This window comes from Bacillus sp. SORGH_AS_0510, from assembly GCF_030818775.1.
Classification (GTDB): Bacteria; Bacillota; Bacilli; order Bacillales; family Cytobacillaceae; genus Neobacillus.
Genome location: NZ_JAUTAU010000001.1, coordinates 3657751 through 3679200, shown reverse-complemented (window position 1 = coordinate 3679200; position 21450 = coordinate 3657751). Strand labels below are relative to the sequence as shown.

Below are 21450 nucleotides of genomic sequence, written 5' to 3'. Positions count from 1 at the left end.
GTTGGAATGGAACAATATATTTTGGCATTAGACCAAGGAACAACAAGCTCTAGAGCCATACTTTTTAATAAAAGTGGAGAAATTGTCCATACAGCACAAAAGGAATTTACTCAGTATTTTCCACAACCAGGATGGGTGGAACATAGTCCTAATGAGATTTGGGGCTCTATCCTCTCGGTTATTGCAGGAGTATTATCTGAATCAGGAATAAAAGCAGATCAAATTGCTGGAATCGGGATTACCAACCAGCGGGAAACCACGGTTGTTTGGGATAAAGAAACAGGTGAACCGATTTATAATGCGATTGTTTGGCAGTCAAGGCAGACCAGTGAAATTTGTGAGGAACTTAAAGGAAAAGGCTACGATCAATTGTTCCGTGAAAAGACTGGTTTGCTAATTGACGCCTATTTTTCAGGTACAAAGGTAAAATGGATTCTTGACAATGTTAAGAATGCCAGCGAAAAAGCGAATGATGGAAAATTACTATTTGGTACGATTGATACTTGGTTAATCTGGAAACTTTCCGGAGGACGAGCGCATGTTACGGATTATTCAAATGCTTCCCGTACCCTTATGTTCAATATTTTTGAACTAGAATGGGATGATGAACTATTAGCTATTTTAGGTGTACCTAAAACCATGCTGCCTGAGGTCCGCCCATCTTCCGAAGTGTATGCTAATACAGTGGATTATCATTTCTTTGGAAAAGAAATCCCTATTGCTGGGGTTGCTGGTGATCAACAGGCAGCACTCTTCGGGCAGGCATGTTTTGAAAAAGGGATGGCTAAAAACACCTATGGAACCGGCTGCTTCATGTTAATGAATACGGGAGAAAAAGCGGTTCAGTCCGAACATGGATTACTAACAACGATAGCATGGGGATTAAATGGTAAAGTTCAATACGCGCTTGAGGGCAGTATCTTTGTTGCGGGCTCAGCCATTCAGTGGCTACGTGATGGTTTAAGAATATTAAAAAATGCTAAGGACAGCGAGGACTATGCTGGAAAAGTAGATTCCACAGCAGGTGTATATGTTGTACCAGCATTTGTAGGTCTGGGCACTCCCTATTGGGATAGTGATGTTCGTGGAGCCGTGTTTGGATTAACTCGTGGGACTTCTAAAGAACATTTTGTCCGAGCCACACTTGAATCCTTAGCCTATCAAACAAAAGATGTTTTATCTGCAATGGAAGCGGATTCAGGTATTGAATTAAAGACGCTCCGTGTTGATGGCGGTGCTGTGAAAAATAACTTTTTAATGTCTTTCCAAGGTGATATCTTAAACGTTCCGGTGGAGAGACCTATTATCAATGAAACTACCGCACTTGGAGCAGCATACTTAGCGGGGCTTGCAGTTGGTTTTTGGAAAGATCAAGAGGAAATAGCCAAACAATGGGCAATAGAAAGACAATTCAATCCCAAAATGACAGATGAAAAACGTAATAGCCTATACGAAGGTTGGAAAAAGGCAGTGAACGCCGCTATAGCATTTAAATAATAGTTTTTTCATAGGCTCTGTTAAAGAACAGTGGTGATTTTTACCTTCTGTTGATTGGAGCTGAAGGCGCGAAGACTCCTGTGGGAGTATGGTTCTGGGGAGACCCCGCAGGCGTGTTTCGCCGAAACACCCACAAACCGCTCGCGCCTGGAGCGGAAATCAACAGGCAAGTTTAACATTGCCTTTTCAAAAAGAGGTTGATTCAAGATAAGTGGATCAACTTCTTTTATGTAATGTTACTGAATGTTTTTGGCGGTTTTTGACAGATTTGTGAACAATATTGATTTTTGAGTTTTTCAGTTGTTAACAAATGATTAAAATGCTATTCTAGCACTTGTATACAAGAAAACATTTATGACTAGGTCTAAAATCAATACATGAATGCTTACAAGTTTGGAAAAATTAAGCGGAAAAGGATTGATTTTAATTCTTTAGTCTTTTACAGATTTAGTTGACTAAACAAGAAGAAATGTTTATTTTTATTAAGTCAGATTAAATTTATTTAATTTAAAGGAGTTTGATTTAGCATGGCAGAAAAGCAATTTAAAGTAATCGCAGAAACAGGAATACACGCAAGACCAGCAACTTTATTAGTGCAAACAGCTAGCAGATTTGATTCTGAAATCACATTAGAATATAAAGGTAAAAAAGTTAACTTAAAATCTATCATGGGTGTTATGTCTTTAGGTGTTGGCCAAGGAGCTGATATTGTGATCTCTGCAGAAGGTAACGATGCGGATGATGCTCTAAATAGCTTGGCAGAAACATTGAAAAAAGAAGGTTTGGCAGAATAATGACGTTTTTACATGGGATTGCTGCATCAAACGGTATTGCTATTGCAAAGGCATACCGTCTTGTTGAGCCAGATTTATCTTTTGAAAAAGTGACAGTTGATGATTCTACTGCAGAGGTTGAACGTTTCCGCCAGGCAATGGCACAATCGAAAAGTGAACTAGAAGCTATTCGTGACCGTGCCAAGGTCGATCTTGGTGCAGATAAAGCTGCCATTTTTGAAGCGCATCTTCTTGTATTAAGTGACCCAGAGTTAAATTCACCAATTGAAGATAAAATTAAGTCTGAGAATGTAAATGCTGAAGTAGCCTTAAAAGAAACAGCTGATATGTTCATTATGATGTTTGAACAAATGGATAATGAATATATGAAAGAACGTGCAGCAGATATTCGTGATGTGACTAAGCGTGTGCTTTCGCATTTATTAGGTGTACAAGTTGTCAATCCAAGCATGATTGCTGAAGAAGTAATCATTGTAGCTGAAGACTTAACCCCTTCAGATACAGCTCAATTGAATAGACAATTTGTAAAAGGTTTTACAACTAATATTGGCGGACGTACCTCTCATTCAGCTATTATGGCTCGTTCAATGGAAATCCCTGCCGTTGTCGGTACAAAGACTGCTACAGAGGGAATTAACAATGGTGACCTAGTAATTGTTGACGGACTAAAAGGTGAGGTTCATATTAACCCAACACCAGAACTTGTTGAGCAATATCGTAAGGTTTACGAGGAATATGAAGTACAAAAAGCAGAATGGGCGAAGCTTGTTAACGAACCTACCGTTTCTGCTGACGATCACCACGTAGAATTAGCTGCCAACATTGGAACTCCAAATGATCTAAAGGGAGTAGTTGAAAATGGTGGCGAAGGTGTAGGCCTTTACAGAACTGAGTTTCTTTATATGGGAAGAGACCAGCTTCCAACAGAGGAAGAGCAATTTGAAGCATATAAGGCTGTCCTTGAAGGAATGGGTGGAAAACCTGTTGTTGTACGTACTCTTGATATTGGTGGAGATAAAGAACTTCCATATCTTGAGCTACCAAAGGAATTAAATCCATTCCTTGGTTTCCGTGCAATCCGTTTATGTCTTGAGGAACAGGATATTTTCCGTACTCAACTCCGCGCTTTATTGCGTGCTAGTAGCTATGGTAACTTAAAAATCATGTTCCCTATGATTGCAACGTTAGATGAATTCAGAGCAGCTAAAGCTATCCTTGAAGAAGAGAAGCAAAAGCTCCTTGCTGAAAATCAAACTGTAGCTGACCATATTGAATTGGGAATTATGGTAGAGATTCCATCTACAGCAGTTTTAGCAGATCAATTTGCTAAAGAAGTTGATTTCTTTAGCATTGGTACAAACGATTTGATTCAGTATACAATGGCTGCAGATCGTATGAATCAACGTGTGTCTTACCTTTATCAGCCATATAGCCCATCTATTCTAAGATTGGTGAAAATGGTTATTGATGCTGCACATGCTGAAGGCAAATGGGCAGGTATGTGCGGAGAGATGGCTGGAGATGAAACAGCAATTCCTGTTCTGTTAGGATTAGGACTTGATGAGTTCTCTATGAGTGCAACTTCTATTCTAAAGGCTCGTTCTTTAATCAGAAACTTAAAGAAGTCAGACATGGAGAAATTGGCACAAGAAGTTCTTAATATGCAAACAACTGACCAAGTTATTGAAGCAGTTAATGCTGCTATTAAGTAAAATAAGATAGTTTAAAGAGGCTGACTTACATAGTCAGTCTCTTTTTTACATTTTAATAGTAAAAAATATGGATATTTTCAAAAAATTATATGTTTTTTATGTGACAAATGGAGTATAATTATAGTTATAAAGACCTGTTCTTATATTTTATTCACCTTCGGTTAGTGGGTATTAAGAAATGGTGTATAAGGTTAGAGGATAGGTAGAAATATACATATGATACCTGTAAAAAATCAGTGGAGGTGAAAGGGAAATTGGAACAAAAGCCTGTACATTATGATGGAAGTTCACACCTTGGCCAAGCAGAGGCGGTAGTTAATGAACCTTTCCAGATGACTGATGAAATGAGAGTGAATATTGGTCAAAATCCTTACTCACTAAACACAAACGAATAAGTAAATTACTTTGGTTGGATTTGTCTTAGGGCAGATCCTTTTTTATTTTTGAATGTGTTAAAGAACAATGTTAATTTTTACACCCTGTTGATTGGAGCGGAAGACGCGAAGACTCCTGTGGGATTATGGTTCAGGGGAGACCCCGCAGACGCTTGCATCAAGGAGGCTCGCCGAAACACCCACGAACCGCTCGCGTCTGGAGCGGAAATCAACAGGCAAGTTTAACAGAGCCTTATTTTTTGGAGCAGATTATTTGAATGTGGTTCATTTCTTATGTAAAATTACTCTGAATTAAAGATATCTTAAATTAAAGTACTTACGGTTGAGTATTTTTTAAGATTTTGATTCAAACTATACTAGAAATTACACAATGAGAAAGGTGATTAAAATGGCACAAGTTTTATATATTACTGCACATCCACATGATGAATCACAATCGTATAGTATGGCAGTTGGGAAAGCATTCATTGATAGTTACAAAGAAAATAACCCGAATGACGAGGTCGTTCACGTGGATTTATATAGTGAAAATATTCCACATATCGATGCAGATGTATTTAGTGGTTGGGGAAAACTTCGTTCTGGACAAGCCTTTGACGAGCTTTCAGCGGAAGAGAAAGCAAAAGTCAGTCGTCTAAATGAATTAAGCGACCAATTTATCGCTGCTGATAAATATGTTTTCGTTACACCATTATGGAATTTCTCTTTCCCACCAGTAATGAAAGCATATCTAGATTCTGTTGCCGTTGCTGGTAAAACCTTTAAATATACAGAGCAAGGTCCTATTGGACTTTTATCTGGTAAAAAGGCTCTACACATTCAAGCTCGCGGAGGAGTTTATTCTGAGGGGCCAGCAGCACAGATGGAAATGGGTCACCGGTATATCACTATTATGATGAGTTTCTTTGGTATCAATGAGGTTGAAGGCCTCTTCGTAGAAGGTCATAATGCAATGCCAAATAAAGCGCAAGAAATTAAAGAAAATGCGATTGCTCGTGCAAAGGACCTTGGCCACACATTCTAAATTAATAGGGTAAAAATTATTGAGGTGGATAAACTATCCGCCTCTTTTTATGAAGTATTTACCACTACCTTTTGGAAATTATCCTGTATACTAGAGCTAGAAATGAAAAGGAGGCGTAATTACATATGGAATTAAATTTAGCAGGAAAAAATGCATTGGTTGTTGCTTCCAGTCAAGGGCTTGGGTTTGCCATTGCAGAACGCCTTGTAAAAGAAGGCGTTAATGTCATGATCTCGGGTCGAGAAGAAGATAAATTAAGACAAAAAGCCAATGAACTTCAAGAAATCGGGATGGGGAAGGTTGCTTATCAAAGAGCAGATGTTACTAACCTCAATGATATCCACCAGTTAGTTTCTGCAGTGAATGACACGTTCGGAGGTCTACAGCTCCTTGTCAATAACGCAGGTGGTCCTCGAGCAGGTGCTTTTGAAGATTTAACAGATGAGGATTGGCAGACTTCTTTTGAACTGAATTTGTTATCCTATGTACGTATCATACGGGCTGCACTGCCATACTTAAAGCAAGAGGGAGGAAGAATCTTAAATATCGCTTCCTCATCTATTAAAGAACCTATACCTGGTTTAATTCTTTCAAACACATTCCGCACAGGAATCGTGGGCCTATCAAAAACATTAGCTTCAGAGTTAGCTCCGTATAATATCTTAATTAATACGATAGCTCCAGGAAGAATAGCAACAGAGCGTGTAAAGCACTTAGACCAAGTAAATGCTGATAAACTTGGTATAGAGAGGGAAGCGGTTGAACAGCAAGTAAAGGCAGGTATTCCGTTAAAAAGATACGGCACACCTGAGGAATTTGCCAATGTTGCAACGTTTTTACTTTCTGATGCAAATTCTTATATGACAGGTAGTGCTTTTCTCGTTGATGGGGGAATGGTAAAGGCTATTTAATTAGGTGAATTTTTTCCTGTATTAACCTTTCTTTACGTTTATTACCGATAGATTTGGGCTATTGTAATAACAAAGGGAGTGTTATGAATGCGCAGAAAAATTCCAATCGGTATTGCTTTATGTTTAAGTTTGTTTTGCACTTCAGTTTTAAGTGGTTGTGGAATTTTGTTGTCTAATGAGTTAATTGTGAATCGCTATGCAGATGCATTATTAACGAAAAATAATGAGCTGCAATTTCGCTTTCGAATTAATGATGAAATCTTAGAGGGTCACCCAATGTATAAAGTAAAGGTGACTATTCACGATGATCAGTTGGCGGAAGCCATTGGGAAACGGGAAATTATTTATGGCGAGGAACAGGTAGTGAATGGGGAATATTTAGAAGTAAATGGTAAGGATGAGAAGTATATCTTTATGGAACCAATTCCATTAAAACAGGATTTACATATTAATGAGCTGAAAAATATGATTGAACAGGATCAAGCAGTATCTATAGAAGTATTTAATGATAAAGAAGTATTTGGACGTACGTTTTTAACCAATTTTTCATCAGAATTATAACGGTTTATTTTTTACATTGTTAGGATATCATTTAAATGTGCATAAATTTGGAGATGGAGCACTGAGACCGGACGACTGGACGTTCCGGTCTTTTTCATTACCTACAACAAAAACGGTAATGCTACAATAGAGGATATCCTATATTGGAGAGGAAAGATGAAATTGTTGTACAAACCAAGAAATACAATAATAGGTTTTATAGGTATTGGTGTAATGGGGAAAAGTATGGCAGGACATTTATTAAATGCAGGTTACTCCTTAGTTGTTTACTCCAGAACCAAGGAAAAAGCAATGGAGTTAGTAGAAAAAGGTGCAGAATGGGTCGAAACACCTAAAGAAGTCGCTGAAAAGGCAAATGTTGTTTTCACCATTGTGGGTTATCCGGTTGATGTTGAAGAGGTGTATTTTGGCGAAAATGGCCTACTTCCTAATGCGCAGGAAGGTAGTGTTATGATTGATATGACTACTTCAGCTCCGTCTCTAGCAGTAAAAATAAATGAAGAGGCCAAGAGAAGAGGGATACACACTATCGATGCTCCTGTTTCTGGAGGAGATGTTGGAGCGAAAGAGGCCAAGCTATCCATTATGGTTGGCGGTGAAAAGGATGTATTTGAAGCAGTGTATCCGCTTTTGCAACACTTGGGTACTAATATAGTTTATCAAGGGAATCCGGGGGCAGGGCAGCATACAAAAATGTGCAATCAAATTGCGATTGCTTCTAATATGATAGGTGTCTGCGAAGCAATTATTTATGCAGAAAAGGCGGGACTTGATCCTGAAACTGTATTAAAAAGCATTACAACTGGGGCAGCAGGCAGCTGGTCTTTAAGCAATCTTGCTCCAAGAATGTTAAAGGGGAATTTTGAACCTGGTTTTTACATAAAACATTTCATCAAGGATATGAAAATTGCATTAGATGAAGCTGAACGCATGGATATGCCAGTTCCCGGACTCGCTTTAGCAAAATCTTTATATGAGCAATTAGCTCTCAATGGAGAAGAAAATAGCGGGACTCAAGCTCTTTATAAATATTGGAAGCATTAATTATCCCGGCAAAAATCTCCCAAGCATAAATTTCTTCTGTCTTCAAGAAACTATAATGTAACCTTAAGACAGGAGGGAAAAACATGGCCAAGAGAACAAAAAAGAATGACGCGAAACAAAAGAATAAAAAGGGTTTTGATTCCGCGGTGTTAAATGAAGAATTTGCTCATGAAATGGGTGCTGCTGCGACTAATAAAATCCATAAAGATAAAGCAAAGAAAGAAAAGGCACCGAAGAATAACGGCGCTTATAAAGGTTAATAGTTCATATCCAACAAAGCCCCCTCTAAGATAATGAGGGGGCTTATTGTTATTTAGAGTTTAGGATAAAATGTTCTATTCTGTCGAGTCCTTGCTTTAAGGTCTCCATGGAACAAGCGAAAGAAAGCCGGAAATATCCTTCTCCGTATTCTGAAAAAGCACTGCCTGGCACGACTGCTACCTTTGTTTCATTTACTAATTTAATGGCGAAATCAAAGCTATTTAAAGGGATTGCGTTTGGTATTTTTACGAAGAAATAAAAGGCACCATCCGGCTTAACTGTTTCGAGGCCCATAGATGTTAACCGCTCAAACACATAATCTCTTCTTAATACATATTCTTCTTTCATAACAGATGCATCATTGATCCCTACAGTTAAAGCCTCTAACGCTGCTCTCTGTGCAATAGAATTTGCACATGAGACATTATATTGGTGAACTTTCAATATATGCTTTGTGATGTTTTCTGGGGCAAATAAGAAGCCTATTCTCCAACCAGTCATGGAATGTGATTTCGATAAACCATTAATCACTATGGTTTTGTCTTTAAGAAATTGTGCAATAGAAGTATGTTCTTGATCATAAGTAAGCTCACTATATATTTCATCTGCAAGCACAAAAATATCTTTTTCTTTTAGGAAAAGGGCAATGTCTTTAAGCTCATTCTCTAACAGGCTGACCCCAGTTGGGTTGGACGGATAAGGAAGCACAATACAGCGTGTGTTATCAGTAATAAATGGCTTAATGGTTTCTAAAGTAAACCGAAATTGATTTTCTCTTAAATCAACGTGTACAGGCACAGCACCCATCATGCGAATAATTGGTTCATACCCAGGATAGATTGGACCAGGTAAAATAACCTCTGTTCCTTCCGCTAATATCGTTCGAAAAGCGATATCAATCGCCTCGCTAGCCCCCATAGTTACAATAACTTCGGAATCAGCTTGATAGTTTAAACCGTATTTCTTCTCAACAAAATCACAGGCAGCCTTCCGAAGTTCAATCGTTCCTGCATTATGTGTATAGGATGTAAAATCCTCTTGAATTGCTTCAATACCAGCTAGTTTGACATGCTCTGGTGTAGGGAAATCAGGTTGTCCTATGGTAAATGAGATAAGGTCATCTATATGAGAGACCATATTGAAGAATTTTCTAATACCGGATATTTCGATATTTTTTACACGTTTATTCACTAAATGTTCCAAGATATGTCCATTCCTTCCAGTTAACGAATCATCTTCGTTTAGAATAACACGATTTTTGATAATTTGTAACCAACCATGTTTTCAATAGTTAAAAAACGGCCTGAGAATTTTCTCAGACCGCTTTTTTGGGGGAAGGGAATAATATATCAAAGTAGGAGTACTAACTATTAATAACCGTATTCCCAATCGATTTCATCTTCGTGCCAGAATACAGGTGACACGGAGCCCAATTCGACAATCTTTTCATTAAGTCTGCAACTGCAATGGTCACAACCACATTGCTGCTTAATTTCTTCGAATACGGAATGTTCAACATCTTCAATAAATGTAATATTTTGCTCCTGAAAAAGAATGGCAGTTCCTTTCATAGTAAAAGCACCTCTTTTATAAATTTATACAATGTAATTTTGAAAAGTTATTTATGAATATATTGTAATTCCAGTATTTTTTTCAGTCTATTGATTTGTGATAATGTTCACAAAACGCTCAAGAAGTTGTTAAGGAACTAAGAATTCTGCATAGAGGCTTGTTTTTTTGTCTTACATAACAAAGGTGACCAGCTGGCAGCAGGTCACCTTTTCTAATTAAGAATATCTTTCTCCTAGTTTTTTAAATATCGGTTTTTGGTATGAACGGGTATTCCTATTCGAAATAGATGATTGTTTTTCCATTTCAGAAATGCCTGTATAGGTTTGTAATAAGGACTTAGCATAACTTAATGAAAGTGTTGCTTTTGGATTTCTAACACGTCCATCAAGTTTACCTAAATGAGGAAGCATGTGAAAATCGGATTTAATTGGAGGGATATGGAAGGTGTAACTACCACATTCAACAAGTACATCAGATTGCTGTTGGCTATTTCTTGGGTTTTGTGAAAAGTGGAGGCCTACTTTTTTTGCCTTGCCTTCTTGGATAAGTTTTTTTAACGCTTCCTGTTTTAATTTGTACAAAAATTTGGGGTTAGTTGCTGTTTTTGCATGGCGATTCACGATAAAAACTGCTTGAGCGAGGTTTTCTATAGTAAGATTCGTTTTTGATAGGGGATTTTTCTGATCGTGATTCAAGAGTTGTTCTCCTTTCATTTTAGTAAACATCTATATTATACCTCTTTTTTTAAAAAATAGAAATAAGGCTGTAAATCTTATCCTAATAAAGTTCTGAAAATTTGTTAAAATAATCATTATTTTCATTAAATTACTTTCTTTCAATTAAATTCATTGTAAAATAGAAATACTAGTATGTAAAAACATTATTTTAAGAAATCAGAATTTATTCGCCTGAAGGATGATTTAATGGAGCACATAAATAATTTGTTAACGAATGAGTTAAACTCTGGGAAAGCCAGTGGTAAAATACAAAGCATTATTTTTAATATTATTTTTCAACACATTCAGGATATGGTTTTTGTGATGAAGGTAGAAGAAGGACTTCGTTTTCGTTATTTATTTATAAACGAACCTGGCATGATAAAAGCAAATCTTACTGTTGATTCGATTGGAAAAACGTTTCAAGAGGTACTTCCCAATTCATTTGCGAATTCCCTTCAGCGGAAGTATGAGAAGGTATTAAAAAGAAAATCAGTCATTACATTTGACGATCAAATTGAATTAAATGATGGAAGAAAGATTTACGGTGAAACGTTATTAACTCCAGTTTTTAACCAAGACCATTCCATTAGTTACATTGTTGCAGTGACTAGAGATGTGACTGAATGGTTACACGAGAAAAATAAAATTATTGAAAGTGAACAGAGATATAAATCCATTGTTGAACATAATTTAGATTCAATCTTTACCATAAATTTAAATGGTAAGATACTTGAAGCAAATCCTGCAGCGGCTTTATTAACTGGATATACCGAAAAACAGATGATTAACCGTTCTATTTACGATTTAATTGCTGAAAATGATATAGATAATTTTAAGAGTTATCTACAGAAATCATGTACAGGAATTGCTCTAGAAACAAATGATTGTAAGATAATCCACTCCAGAGGTTACTTACTGATTGTTCATATTAAAACTGTTCCGATTGTGATTCATAACGAAATAAAAGGACTGTTTGTGATATTAAAAGATCTTTCTGAAAAAGTAAAAAATATGGAAATGATAAAATTTATGGCATTTCATGACCAATTAACTGGATTATTGAATCGTCGTGCATTATTGGAACAGTTAAACAATCAGATACATACACCGACCCATAAGATAAATGAATTTGCATTATTTTCTATTGACCTAGACAGATTTAAGTTTCTTAATGATACACTTGGCCATCTTGCAGGAGATGAAATATTAAAAAAGGTTGCTGACCGTCTATCACAGTTTCAAAGTGATAAATGCTTTATTTATCGCATTGGCGGAGATGAGTTTACTATTTTATTACTTGATACCAATCAAGAAATGGCTAGTTCTTTTGTAAGTAAAGTATTCTCTGTTTTTTCTCAGTCCTTTTATTTAAACACTCAAGAGTATTTTATTTCACCAAGCATCGGGATTAGTTTATTTCCGAACGATGGAAATGATGCTGAAATGTTAATTAAGAATGCAGATGAGGCGCTTTTTCGAGTGAAGGAAAGAGGAAAGGCGCATTTTCAATTTTATCGGACAGAAATGAATTCAGTATTCACAAATGTTGTCGCGTTGGAAACACACCTAAGAAAAGCAATTGAAAAAGATGAGCTTTCATTGTTTTATCAGCCTCAGGTTGACGTTTCTACGGGGGAAGCTAAGAGTTTCGAAGCGCTACTAAGGTGGAATGATCGGGAATTTGGAAATATTTCACCCAATGTTTTTATTCCTTTGGCGGAGGATACAGGATTAATTATCCCTATCGGTTATTGGGTCATTGAAAAGGCATGTCAACAAATTCATACTTGGAATGCTTCTGGCTATACTGATATTCGGATTGCGGTTAATATTTCACCAAAACAATTTCTTCACTTAAACTTGGTACCTTTTATTTATTCTATGATTCAAACCTACGGGATACAGCCATCTTCTCTAGAAATTGAAATTACAGAAGGGGCTATGCAAGATAAAAAGGAAACTATTCCTATCTTGAAAAGGTTAAAAGAATTAGGGGTCTCCATTTCCGTTGATGACTTTGGAACCGGTTACTCTTCATTAAGTTACTTAAAGCAATTTCCGATTGACGGATTAAAAATTGATCGCTCCTTTATTAGGGATATAATGGTTGACCAAAAGGATGCAGCTATTACTAGGTCGATTATTCATCTTGGAAAAAACCTGGGGCTTGAAGTGATTGCAGAAGGGGTTGAGGATGAACAACAACTAAAATTTTTGGCAGAAGCAAAATGTCATAAAGTTCAAGGCTTTTATTTTTCGAAACCACTCTCTGCAGATGAACTTAAGGAGAAATTTTTATTAAATATTTAATATAAAGGCTCTGTTAAATTTGCCTGTTGATTTCCGCTCCAGGCACGAGCGGTTCGTGGGTGTTTCGGTGAGCCTCCTCGGAGAAACGAGCCTGCGGGGTCTCACCTGAACCATACTCCCACAGGAGTCTTCGTGCCTTCCACTCCAATCAACAGGGTGTATAAATCAACAATGTTCTTTAACACAGCCAATACAAAAAATCCATTCAAAAATCCTTATCATTGGTTATTGATAAGGATTTTTTTATTTTTCATCTGATGAAAATAATGTAAAGATAGTTAACTCTGGTTTAGCCATAAATCGGAAGGGAAGCCTGGTTGTCCCTATGCCTCTATTTACGTATAGCGTGAAATCCTGATCCTCTCCAATAGAATAAAGGCCTTCTGGATAATTTTTTGCAAATGGAGGTATGACTAGTGGACCGATAAATGGAAGTTTCACTTGTCCACCATGACTATGTCCGCTTAATTGCCATTGAATGGGATATTGCACGGCAGTTTCAGCAAGGTCAGGAGCATGTGACAGTAAAATTTTAAAACTATCACTCGGTATATTTTTTAATGCTAATGGTAAATTGGGTCTCCCTAACATGGCATCATCAATACCAATTAAAAAGATTTGACTTCCATCCTTTAATTTTATTCCTTTTGCTTCATTTAAAAGGACAGTAAAATTTGTTGTCTCCATAATATTCCGGTATATATTAGAACCGTAGCCCCCATGATCATGGTTGCCAAATATACAATACTTCCCTAAAGGTGCATGCAGCTTTTTTAATAATCCCACAAGTTTATTCATTTCTGTATACTTATTGGGCTCGTCCATTAAATCACCAGTAAATAAAATGATATCAGGTTGTAAATTATTGATTTTATTAACTAACTCTTTAAATTGACTAAGATTGTATTGAAAGCCCAGATGGGTATCACTGAATTGTACCATCTTAATTCCATGAAACCCTCTAGGGATTAGAGGATGTTTCATCTCTTGTTCTTGGATATCAAGTAAAGATGGCTCAATTCGATTGGCGTAAAGATAGCCACCAGAACTTAAACCAAGGACAGTAAGAACTGAACCAAATGATCGTTTTAGAAAAATTCTCCTCGTTTGTTTTTTAGCCATTACTTCTACCAGCCTATCTGTTATTGCCCCTATTAAAAAATCAAGGGTCCAATAGTATTGTCTGTAAAAATTGTCTCAAATGCAAGTGAAAAAGGTACTTGATAGTTCATATGCAGTAGCTGGAAGAAAAATACTAAAAAAGAGGCAGTCCATAATGGACTACCTCTTATCTATAACTTACAGCCCTTCTTTGTAGAGCTATCCAGGAAGAAATAAACTGATTCTTGTTCACCCTTACTTGTTTCTTACCTGATAGTGGATCATTTAAATATACGTTATTGGGATCGAAACCAACTAATACTACAGCATGTAAATCCAGCGGTGTTTTGATATATTGCTTTTCGTGATACCAACCTTCCCATCGATCTGGAAGACGATAATCTCCCGTCGTCCACACTACTACTGGATAGCCTGCAGCAACGTGATCCAATACTTTTTCAAAGGGCTGGTTTGTCAAGTTTACGGCTCTACCAGGTAGCTTCTGATTAATTAGAGCAATCATTGGTCGATCAAAAACGGCATATCCAGCACGCCTTCCAGTCATATCCCCAACAAATCCATCAGCAGGATTCCCCCACCGTAAAATATCCCCTTTAGCTGATCGGATAATAGGGTCGGGATCTTTCTGGATTAATCGGTAAAGGTCCATTTTATTCGTTCTAACACCAGCGTAATGTAATACCATTGCTAAACTTGTCACTTCACATCCGTAACGTAATTCCGGGTTTTGTTTAATTAAAATTACGTTTAGCATGGCCGAATTTTTTTTCGGTGGGGTACTTACAGAATTGCTTTTAACGGGCTTATTTTCCACATTAATTAGCTGGTCTTGAACATCTCTGATTGTTTGAGTTTTATTACTTATGGGGACTACTGGTGTTTTGTCCTGTTTATTTTCAGTTATTGAAACTCTAGACTCCGTTTTTTTCGTTTCAGAGTTAGATGTCGTATTGGCATTAAAATGGCTGCAACCAAACATCGGAAGGATTAAAGCTACCAAGCAAAGCTTTTTCAAATATCTGCTCCCCCTTTTTCGCTCAATAGAAGTAGGCGCTCTGGTATTACCATTTATTTACCCTAAATAACTGACTTGTTGAAACAATTTTAAGGGCTTGTTATAGGATGTGATTGTTTCTAAGCAGGTATAATGGTATCCTTTTGGAAAAGAACGAGAAGCGGCGTGTACGCGTATGGTATAATGAAAATATTTTTTTGGAGGTACTTGGATGGATGCATTGGATATCCTATCGGATCTTGAAAACTGTATTCCCTTTTTTCAGCCGATTTTTAGTGCCGATGAACAGCGGGTTATAGCTTATGAGGTTTTAGGGAGATATCAATCTGAAGGCAATATCATTAGTTTAGGTTCATTTTTTCAGGATGAAGAAATTCCTGATGAATATAAGTATGAAGTTGATTTATTAATTGTTAAAAAGGCACTTGAAAAAGTCCTGAGGATGGATAATGATATACGCATATTTTTAAACCGAAATGCTGATTTATTGATGTATCAACACGGTGAACCCTTTCTACAGGAACTTTTAGTATTTGAAAAAAAAGGATTAAATCTAGGGCGCATTGTTTTGGAGATTTCTGATCGAAATTATAATGGGGATGTAGGTCAATTTGATCATCTCCTTCAGTATTACAGGACCTACGGGATAAAAATAGCAATTGCAAGTGTTGATAGTGACAGTCATTATTTTGAACGTCTAGGTCAGCTAAATCCAGATATTTTGAAAATTAACTTACAACCGTTAAAGTCAACCTCCATGGGAACGAACTTTAATGATGTATTGTTTTCACTGTCCCTTTTTGCAAGAAAAATTGGTGCTACTCTTTTGTTTGAGAATATTGAGATGAGTTATCAGTTGCAATTTGCATGGAAAAATGGTGGACATTATTATCAGGGCTACTATTTATCTCCACCTACAGATGATTGTATTGACCGAGATTTATTAAAGGATCGATTAAAAGAAAAATTTCATGACTTTATTTCATATGAGAAGAGAAAGTTGGAATCTGTCTTTACAACTGCTGAAAATCTTCAAGCAAAGGTTCAGGAGTTAGTGATAAAAAATAGGAAATCAAGTTACAATGAACTCTTTCAGACGTTAATTAAAGAAATGGATCATGTGGCATTTCGAATGTATATATGTGATGAAGATGGATTTCAAAAATCAGCAAATATTTTTAAAGAAAAAGATGGCTGGAAAGTTCAATCAGAATATATAAATAAAAATTGGAGCTGGCGCCCATATTTTTTAGAAAATATCATAAAAATGCGCCATGAGCAAAAGGGAATTCTTTCTGATTTATATTGTGACATTGAAACAGGTGAGACTATTCGGACTTTCTCTTTTCCAATAAATGAGAATGAATATCTTTTTATTGATATTTCATATCAATATTTATTTGAAAATGACCAACTGCTTTAATACCTCTTTTGAATAGAATGATTCATGTAGTGGCATTTTAATGAAAAGGGTACTATGCCGGTTCATACGGTACACTTTCATTAAGAAGGAGTTATGCTTATGGGTCTTTTTATCAATATCCTTGGGATTGTAATTATTGGTATTCTAGCTGTATCTGCCATTTATACATTGGTGGTCGGCAGACAGCAAAAAGTAGTGGAAGGGAATATGGATACTCAAATTGAAAAGCATGTTCAAAAAAATGCTTATATTAAAAATCCAATTTTCTTAGCGTATGGAATCTTTTTTGTGTTACTCCTTTTTATCATCTTTTTCGTTGCCATAACCTATCTATGAATGGGTCTCCCTAAGAGATCCTTTTTTTTGCGATTTCTTTTAAGAAGATTGTGTAATAGGACATTGTTAATATATATACCCTGTTGATTGGAGTGGAAGGCGTGAAGACTCCTGTGGGCGTATGGTTCAGGGGAGACCCCGCAGGCGCGTTTCTCCGAGGAGGCTCGCTGAAACACCCACGAACCGCTCGCGCCTGGAGCGGAAATCAACAGGCAAGTTGCAGAGCATTTTATGAAAAAAATGCATTTTCTTTTATTTTTACTTGGACAAATGCAGTCTGTTATTTTATTCTTTTAATATTGGCATATAAATTCACACCATTGTAAAATTCTGAAAAGATTCCAATAGGATAGAAATTTGCCAAATGAGAAACATAACTGTAGACAGTTTGTTTGTGTTTGAAAGGAGAAGAAGCCTATGTCACAGCTTCAAGGTATATTAACAAGACTAAAAAACCTTCAGGAACAATCTAATAGTGGTGAACCTGCACAACGCTATTTTGAGGTAAATGGTGAAAGAAAATGTCAGGTAACGTTTCATCCAAAGACAGAAACTTTTGAATTAGAGATTTACAATGAGAAAGAGAAACCAAAGAGATATCAATTCGATAATATTGATATGATTACAATCGAAATCTTTGATTTAATTCAATAGGAACCTTTAGGTTCCTTTTTTTTGACCGGATATCTTTAAATTTTTCACAGCTTCGAAAACTGTGATAAAATAAATTTGTAGAAAAACAAATATTGAGGAGTTTTCGGCGATGATCAGTCTTCCAAGTGGGGAATTTATAGAATATACGATAGAAGAATTAATGATACCATCAGAGCGCGTTGCCCATGTGCAAATTGGAAACAATCTCGAGCATGCATTGTTAGTTTTAACTAAAAGTGGTTATACAGCTATTCCGGTCCTCGATCCCCATTATAAGTTGCACGGGTTAATCAGCACCCCAATTATTATGGATTCCATTTTAGGACTTGAACGAATTGAATTCGAAAAACTTGAAAACAAACGGGTAGAAGAGGTCATGAAAAGTTCTATCCCTCGTGTAAAAGTGACCGACTCCATTTATACATGCCTTGATTTACTTGTTAACCAACCGTTCCTTTGTGTGGAAACGGAGGAAGGTTATTTTGAAGGGATTCTTCCAAGAAGCACGGTTTTAAACCAACTAAACAAAATCGTAAAAAGGTTAAAAAAATAGGCTTTGTTAAAGAACATTGTTGATATATACACCCTGTTGATTGGAGCGGAAGACGCGAAGACTCCTGTGGGAGTATGGTTCAGGGGAGACCCCGCAGACGCTTGCGTCGAGGAGGCTCGCAGAAACACCCACGAACCGCTCGCGTCTGGAGTGGAAATCAACAGGCAATTTTAACAGAGCCAAAAATAAAAAAAGTGATGGCAAATAGCCCCCAATAAGGGGGCTGTCTTTATTTAGGGATGAGAGGTGTAAAGATGAGTATGACCACAGAGAATGAAGCGGCTGTAAGTTCACGAAGAAAACAAACAAAAAGGCCCCTTGTATTAGCTGCTGTTATATTAGCTATGTTTATGGGAGCGATTGAAGCAACTATTGTGTCCACAGCAATGCCTGCCATAGTTGCTGATTTGGGTGGATTTACGTTATATAGTTGGGTCTTTTCTGCCTACCTGTTAATGAATTCAATCACAGTACTTATTTACGGTAAATTATCAGATCTTTTTGGAAGAAAACCAATCTTATCGTTTGGAATCATAATATTTTTATTAGGCTCAATTCTATGTGGTTTTGCTACATCCATGAAAACACTCATCATTTTTCGATTGATTCAAGGCTTTGGTGCTGGAGCCGTTATGCCCATCGCAACTACAATTGTCGGTGATATATATACAGCTGAGGAAAGAGCGAAGATTCAGGGATATCTTTCTAGTGTATGGGGGATTTCTGCAATAACTGGACCTGCTGTTGGCGGGCTGCTTGTACAATATGTCAGCTGGCATTATGTTTTCTGGATCAATATTCCTCTTGGAATCCTTTCATTAGTGGGGTTATGGTTGTATCTTCATGAAAATGTTGAGAAGAAGAAACATACTATTGATTATTTTGGAGCTGTGCTATTAACAATTACGGTTTCCTCCCTTATGTTTGTTCTAGTGGAAGCAGGAAGCCATTTGGCATGGGGATCGTGGCAAATTATCAGTCTTCTGGTTATATCGGTACTTGCCATTATTGCTTTTGTCTTCCAAGAAAGCCGTGCTGTTGAGCCGGTTATGCCGTTTTCAATATGGAAAGAGAGATCCATCTTTATTGCGAATATTACTTCACTTACCACTGGGATTATGTTAATTGGGATATCTAGCTTCTTACCAACCTTTGTTCAAGGCGTTATGGAACAAACACCCATTGTGGCAGGATTCACACTAACAACCATGTCAATTGGTTGGCCGATTGCCTCAACCCTTGCTGGCAAGATGCTTATTTCGATTGGTTATCGCAAGACTTCAATTTTAGGTGGCATATTCTTGATTCTAGGGAGCATTGCTTTTGTTACGATGTCAGCTTCGTCTGGTCCGATTTGGGCGGCTGTGGGTTCCTTTTTTGTTGGTGTTGGCATGGGATTAACATCGACTGCTTTTATCGTTTCAATTCAAAGTACTGTCAGTTGGCAGCAAAGAGGAATTGCTACAGCAGCAAATATGTTCATGAGAAATCTCGGTAATACCATTGGTGCGGCATTGCTGGGAGGAATCCTTAATAGCAGATTAACCACCTACTTTAGTCAAAAAGATCCATCTTTAACAGTGGATGATACAAACATTCTCTTAAAAACAAATGAACGTGAAAACTTAGCTGAAAATATACGGAGGATTTTACAGGATGGACTAACCTTATCTTTACATACTGTTTACTTTGTGGTCCTTACCTTCGCTGTCATAAGTTTAGCTTTAATCTTTTTTATTCCGAAAAACAAAAAAGGCTCTGTGTAAACTATCACAGGGCTTTTTAGGAGGGATTACTTTGTCCTCATTATCAGAATTTTACTTGTTGTCTGTTCTTGCACAAGAAATGAATATGCGGAAAGCTTCTGAACGCTTGTTCGTTTCTCAGCCCGCACTTTCTCAGCGTTTACAAACAATTGAAAAAGACTGGGGAACCAAATTATTTATTCGGTCGCAAAAAGGGTTAGCATTAACCCCTTCAGGCGAGCATGTGATAGATTTTGTTAACGATGTGCTGAAAAAACAGGAAAAGGTTCGTGAGACAATCCATTCTCTTCAATCTGGTGTTTCAGGAACCTTAAAAATTGCTGTTGCATCTATTGTAGGTCAAAACTGGCTTCCACAGGTTTTAAAGAAGTTTATTGATAAATATCCACAAGCGAAAATTTCATTAGTAACCGGATGGAGCAGTGAGATTTTAAAAAGCTTATACGATGACCAGGTTCATATCGGAATTATCCGTGGGACCCCTGACTGGAAGGGAGTAAAGGTACACTTATTCAATGACCCTTTGTATTTAGTGGACCGAGAAATTAAAAGACCTGAGGAGGTCCTTGTCACGGATCGACCATTTATTCAATTTAAGAGTGATTCAAATTACTACCAAGAGATCCAGGATTGGTGGATGCGTAACTTTAAAACTTCTCCGAAAAGGACGGTTGTAGTCGACCAAATTGAAACATGCAAACAAATGGCGTTCAATGGGATTGGCTATGCGATATTGCCCGGTATTACATTAACTAAAGCAGAGAAGGATATCTTTAAAATTCCGCTTGTAAATGAGAATGATGAGCCGTTAAAACGGGATACATGGCTGCTTGGATACGAGTCTGCTTTTCAATTAAAGCAGGTCCAGGCATTTGTCGAACTTATTAAGGAACATATCGCCGAATCTTCTGAAGATTAATGTCGTTTTTCTTGTTTTCAACTCTTTTGTTTGTTAAAGTATTTTCTATAACCTAGCTATAGCGAATTATCGCTACTGCTTATTTAGTACAACTATAGGGGGCAACAAAATGAAAATGATGGATGCAAATGAAATTATCTCTTTTATCCAAAATAGTAAAAAATCGACTCCAGTAAAAGTTTATTTAAAAGGTGATTTAGAAGGAATAGACTTTGGCAGCGAAGCTAAAGCGTTTGTTAATGGAAATACTGGTGTTGTTTTTGGTGAATGGGCTGAAATTAATGCAGTATTAGAGGCAAATAAAACAAAAATTGAAGATTATGTACTAGAAAATGATCGCCGGAATTCGGCCATTCCACTTTTAGATACAAAAAATATTAACGCTCGTATCGAGCCAGGGGTTATCATTCGTGATCAGGTTGAGATCGGCGATAATGCAGTAATCATGATGGGTGCAGTCATTAATATTGGCGCGGTTATTGGAGAAAAAACGATGATAGATATGGGAGTTGTTCTGGGAGGCAGAGCAACAGTTGGAAAAAACTGTCACATTGGCGCAGGTACTGTTTTAGCAGGTGTTATTGAGCCACCATCCGCGAAGCCTGTTGTTATTGAAGATGATGTTCTAATCGGCGCAAACGCTGTAGTACTTGAGGGTGTTACAGTAGGTACAGGATCTGTAGTTGCTGCGGGAGCAGTAGTAACAAAGGATGTTCCTCCATACACTGTAGTTGCTGGAACTCCTGCAAAAAAAATCAAGGATATTGACGAAAAGACAAAATCAAAAACTGAAATTATGCAAGAACTTCGTCAATTATAAGAAAAGCGGAAAGCCTTGACCAGTCCCGACAGGCAAATGTTC

General features: G+C 37.1%; 22 protein-coding genes. 17 read left to right on the top strand and 5 right to left on the bottom strand.

The annotated features are described in order from the left end of the window. Positions 1 to 6: 6 nt before the first annotated feature. The 9 genes from glpK to QE429_RS18740 all read left to right on the top strand — a co-directional run bounded on the left by glpK (position 7) and on the right by QE429_RS18740 (position 8198). Positions 7 to 1497, top strand: a complete 1491-nt coding sequence (gene glpK / locus QE429_RS18780; RefSeq protein WP_307289183.1) for a glycerol kinase GlpK — start codon at positions 7 to 9, stop codon at positions 1495 to 1497. Between the two features lie 527 nt (positions 1498 to 2024). Further along, on the top strand, positions 2025 to 2291 hold the full coding sequence (locus QE429_RS18775; protein ID WP_307289181.1) for a phosphocarrier protein HPr: 267 nt from the start codon (positions 2025 to 2027) through the stop codon (positions 2289 to 2291). Then, positions 2291 to 4003 (top strand): phosphoenolpyruvate--protein phosphotransferase, encoded by a 1713-nt coding sequence (gene ptsP / locus QE429_RS18770; protein WP_307289180.1) that lies wholly within the window; start codon positions 2291 to 2293, stop codon positions 4001 to 4003. Before QE429_RS18775 ends, ptsP begins: the two co-directional genes overlap by 1 nt. A gap of 254 nt (positions 4004 to 4257) precedes the next feature. Further along, positions 4258 to 4398, top strand: coding sequence for a hypothetical protein (locus QE429_RS18765; protein WP_307289178.1), 141 nt, complete (start codon positions 4258 to 4260; stop codon positions 4396 to 4398). A 388-nt stretch (positions 4399 to 4786) separates the two neighbouring features. Further along, positions 4787 to 5422, top strand: a complete 636-nt coding sequence (locus QE429_RS18760) for an FMN-dependent NADH-azoreductase (RefSeq protein WP_307289176.1) — start codon at positions 4787 to 4789, stop codon at positions 5420 to 5422. Between the two features lie 125 nt (positions 5423 to 5547). Continuing rightward, positions 5548 to 6333, top strand: a complete 786-nt coding sequence (locus QE429_RS18755) for an SDR family oxidoreductase (protein WP_307289174.1) — start codon at positions 5548 to 5550, stop codon at positions 6331 to 6333. 87 nt (positions 6334 to 6420) lie between these two features. Next, a complete protein-coding gene (locus QE429_RS18750) occupies positions 6421 to 6894 on the top strand; it encodes a hypothetical protein (protein WP_307289171.1) in 474 nt (157 codons plus the stop codon). A gap of 156 nt (positions 6895 to 7050) precedes the next feature. After that, positions 7051 to 7938 (top strand): NAD(P)-dependent oxidoreductase, encoded by an 888-nt coding sequence (locus QE429_RS18745; protein WP_307289169.1) that lies wholly within the window; start codon positions 7051 to 7053, stop codon positions 7936 to 7938. Positions 7939 to 8021: 83 nt separating this feature from the next. After that, the gene (locus QE429_RS18740; protein WP_307289168.1) at positions 8022 to 8198 is read left to right on the top strand and encodes a hypothetical protein; all 177 of its coding nucleotides are present in this window, start codon (positions 8022 to 8024) and stop codon (positions 8196 to 8198) included. Positions 8199 to 8247: 49 nt separating this feature from the next. Here the strand turns inward: QE429_RS18740 and QE429_RS18735 are convergent, their stop codons facing one another. The 3 genes from QE429_RS18735 to QE429_RS18725 all read right to left on the bottom strand — a co-directional run bounded on the left by QE429_RS18735 (position 8248) and on the right by QE429_RS18725 (position 10484). Beyond that, positions 8248 to 9402 carry an aminotransferase A gene (locus QE429_RS18735; protein WP_307289166.1) on the bottom strand — a complete coding sequence of 385 codons (1155 nt, stop codon included), beginning with the start codon at positions 9400 to 9402 and terminating at the stop codon, positions 8248 to 8250. A 167-nt stretch (positions 9403 to 9569) separates the two neighbouring features. Next, positions 9570 to 9770 (bottom strand): hypothetical protein, encoded by a 201-nt coding sequence (locus tag QE429_RS18730; protein ID WP_307289164.1) that lies wholly within the window; start codon positions 9768 to 9770, stop codon positions 9570 to 9572. A 216-nt stretch (positions 9771 to 9986) separates the two neighbouring features. After that, positions 9987 to 10484, bottom strand: coding sequence for a YkyB family protein (locus QE429_RS18725; RefSeq protein WP_307290887.1), 498 nt, complete (start codon positions 10482 to 10484; stop codon positions 9987 to 9989). Between the two features lie 210 nt (positions 10485 to 10694). On the opposite strand from QE429_RS18725, the gene QE429_RS18720 reads away from it, so the two are divergent. Beyond that, positions 10695 to 12800: an EAL domain-containing protein gene (locus tag QE429_RS18720; RefSeq protein ID WP_307289162.1), complete on the top strand. Its 2106-nt coding sequence runs from the start codon at positions 10695 to 10697 to the stop codon at positions 12798 to 12800. A 243-nt stretch (positions 12801 to 13043) separates the two neighbouring features. Here the strand turns inward: QE429_RS18720 and QE429_RS18715 are convergent, their stop codons facing one another. Further along, entirely contained in the window at positions 13044 to 13922 is an 879-nt protein-coding gene (locus QE429_RS18715; protein WP_307289160.1) for a metallophosphoesterase, read from the bottom strand. Between the two features lie 166 nt (positions 13923 to 14088). Then, positions 14089 to 14937: a C39 family peptidase gene (locus QE429_RS18710; RefSeq protein WP_307289159.1), complete on the bottom strand. Its 849-nt coding sequence runs from the start codon at positions 14935 to 14937 to the stop codon at positions 14089 to 14091. A gap of 211 nt (positions 14938 to 15148) precedes the next feature. On the opposite strand from QE429_RS18710, the gene QE429_RS18705 reads away from it, so the two are divergent. The 7 genes from QE429_RS18705 (at position 15149) to dapD (ending at position 21408) form a co-directional block, all read left to right on the top strand. Then, positions 15149 to 16360 carry an EAL domain-containing protein gene (locus QE429_RS18705; protein WP_307289158.1) on the top strand — a complete coding sequence of 404 codons (1212 nt, stop codon included), beginning with the start codon at positions 15149 to 15151 and terminating at the stop codon, positions 16358 to 16360. 99 nt (positions 16361 to 16459) lie between these two features. Next, complete coding sequence (locus tag QE429_RS18700) at positions 16460 to 16696, top strand: hypothetical protein (protein WP_307289156.1); 237 nt, start codon at positions 16460 to 16462, stop codon at positions 16694 to 16696. 417 nt (positions 16697 to 17113) lie between these two features. Then, positions 17114 to 17350, top strand: a complete 237-nt coding sequence (locus QE429_RS18695; protein ID WP_040204715.1) for a YkuJ family protein — start codon at positions 17114 to 17116, stop codon at positions 17348 to 17350. A gap of 109 nt (positions 17351 to 17459) precedes the next feature. Next, complete coding sequence (gene cbpB / locus QE429_RS18690) at positions 17460 to 17903, top strand: cyclic-di-AMP-binding protein CbpB (RefSeq protein WP_307289155.1); 444 nt, start codon at positions 17460 to 17462, stop codon at positions 17901 to 17903. 254 nt (positions 17904 to 18157) lie between these two features. Continuing rightward, positions 18158 to 19669 (top strand): MDR family MFS transporter, encoded by a 1512-nt coding sequence (locus QE429_RS18685; RefSeq protein ID WP_307289154.1) that lies wholly within the window; start codon positions 18158 to 18160, stop codon positions 19667 to 19669. A gap of 31 nt (positions 19670 to 19700) precedes the next feature. Next, entirely contained in the window at positions 19701 to 20588 is an 888-nt protein-coding gene (locus tag QE429_RS18680; RefSeq protein WP_307289153.1) for a transcriptional regulator CcpC, read from the top strand. 109 nt (positions 20589 to 20697) lie between these two features. After that, complete coding sequence (gene dapD / locus QE429_RS18675) at positions 20698 to 21408, top strand: 2,3,4,5-tetrahydropyridine-2,6-dicarboxylate N-acetyltransferase (RefSeq protein ID WP_307289152.1); 711 nt, start codon at positions 20698 to 20700, stop codon at positions 21406 to 21408. Positions 21409 to 21450: the final 42 nt, after the last annotated feature.

Excerpts from the sequence above, each read along its gene's own strand:
- QE429_RS18740 (WP_307289168.1), top strand. The coding sequence starts at position 8,022 with ATGGCCAAGAGAACAAAAAAGAATGACGCGAAACAAAAGAATAAAAAG.
- dapD (WP_307289152.1), top strand. The coding sequence starts at position 20,698 with ATGAAAATGATGGATGCAAATGAAATTATCTCTTTTATCCAAAATAGT.
- QE429_RS18775 (WP_307289181.1), top strand. The coding sequence starts at position 2,025 with ATGGCAGAAAAGCAATTTAAAGTAATCGCAGAAACAGGAATACACGCA.
- cbpB (WP_307289155.1), top strand. The coding sequence starts at position 17,460 with ATGATCAGTCTTCCAAGTGGGGAATTTATAGAATATACGATAGAAGAA.
- QE429_RS18695 (WP_040204715.1), top strand. The coding sequence starts at position 17,114 with ATGTCACAGCTTCAAGGTATATTAACAAGACTAAAAAACCTTCAGGAA.
- QE429_RS18755 (WP_307289174.1), top strand. The coding sequence starts at position 5,548 with ATGGAATTAAATTTAGCAGGAAAAAATGCATTGGTTGTTGCTTCCAGT.
- QE429_RS18750 (WP_307289171.1), top strand. The coding sequence starts at position 6,421 with ATGCGCAGAAAAATTCCAATCGGTATTGCTTTATGTTTAAGTTTGTTT.
- QE429_RS18715 (WP_307289160.1), bottom strand. The coding sequence starts at position 13,922 with ATGGCTAAAAAACAAACGAGGAGAATTTTTCTAAAACGATCATTTGGT.
- QE429_RS18705 (WP_307289158.1), top strand. The coding sequence starts at position 15,149 with ATGGATGCATTGGATATCCTATCGGATCTTGAAAACTGTATTCCCTTT.
- QE429_RS18685 (WP_307289154.1), top strand. The coding sequence starts at position 18,158 with ATGAGTATGACCACAGAGAATGAAGCGGCTGTAAGTTCACGAAGAAAA.
- QE429_RS18760 (WP_307289176.1), top strand. The coding sequence starts at position 4,787 with ATGGCACAAGTTTTATATATTACTGCACATCCACATGATGAATCACAA.
- ptsP (WP_307289180.1), top strand. The coding sequence starts at position 2,291 with ATGACGTTTTTACATGGGATTGCTGCATCAAACGGTATTGCTATTGCA.
- QE429_RS18730 (WP_307289164.1), bottom strand. The coding sequence starts at position 9,770 with ATGAAAGGAACTGCCATTCTTTTTCAGGAGCAAAATATTACATTTATT.
- QE429_RS18745 (WP_307289169.1), top strand. The coding sequence starts at position 7,051 with ATGAAATTGTTGTACAAACCAAGAAATACAATAATAGGTTTTATAGGT.
- QE429_RS18725 (WP_307290887.1), bottom strand. The coding sequence starts at position 10,484 with ATGAAAGGAGAACAACTCTTGAATCACGATCAGAAAAATCCCCTATCA.
- glpK (WP_307289183.1), top strand. The coding sequence starts at position 7 with ATGGAACAATATATTTTGGCATTAGACCAAGGAACAACAAGCTCTAGA.
- QE429_RS18720 (WP_307289162.1), top strand. The coding sequence starts at position 10,695 with ATGGAGCACATAAATAATTTGTTAACGAATGAGTTAAACTCTGGGAAA.
- QE429_RS18700 (WP_307289156.1), top strand. The coding sequence starts at position 16,460 with ATGGGTCTTTTTATCAATATCCTTGGGATTGTAATTATTGGTATTCTA.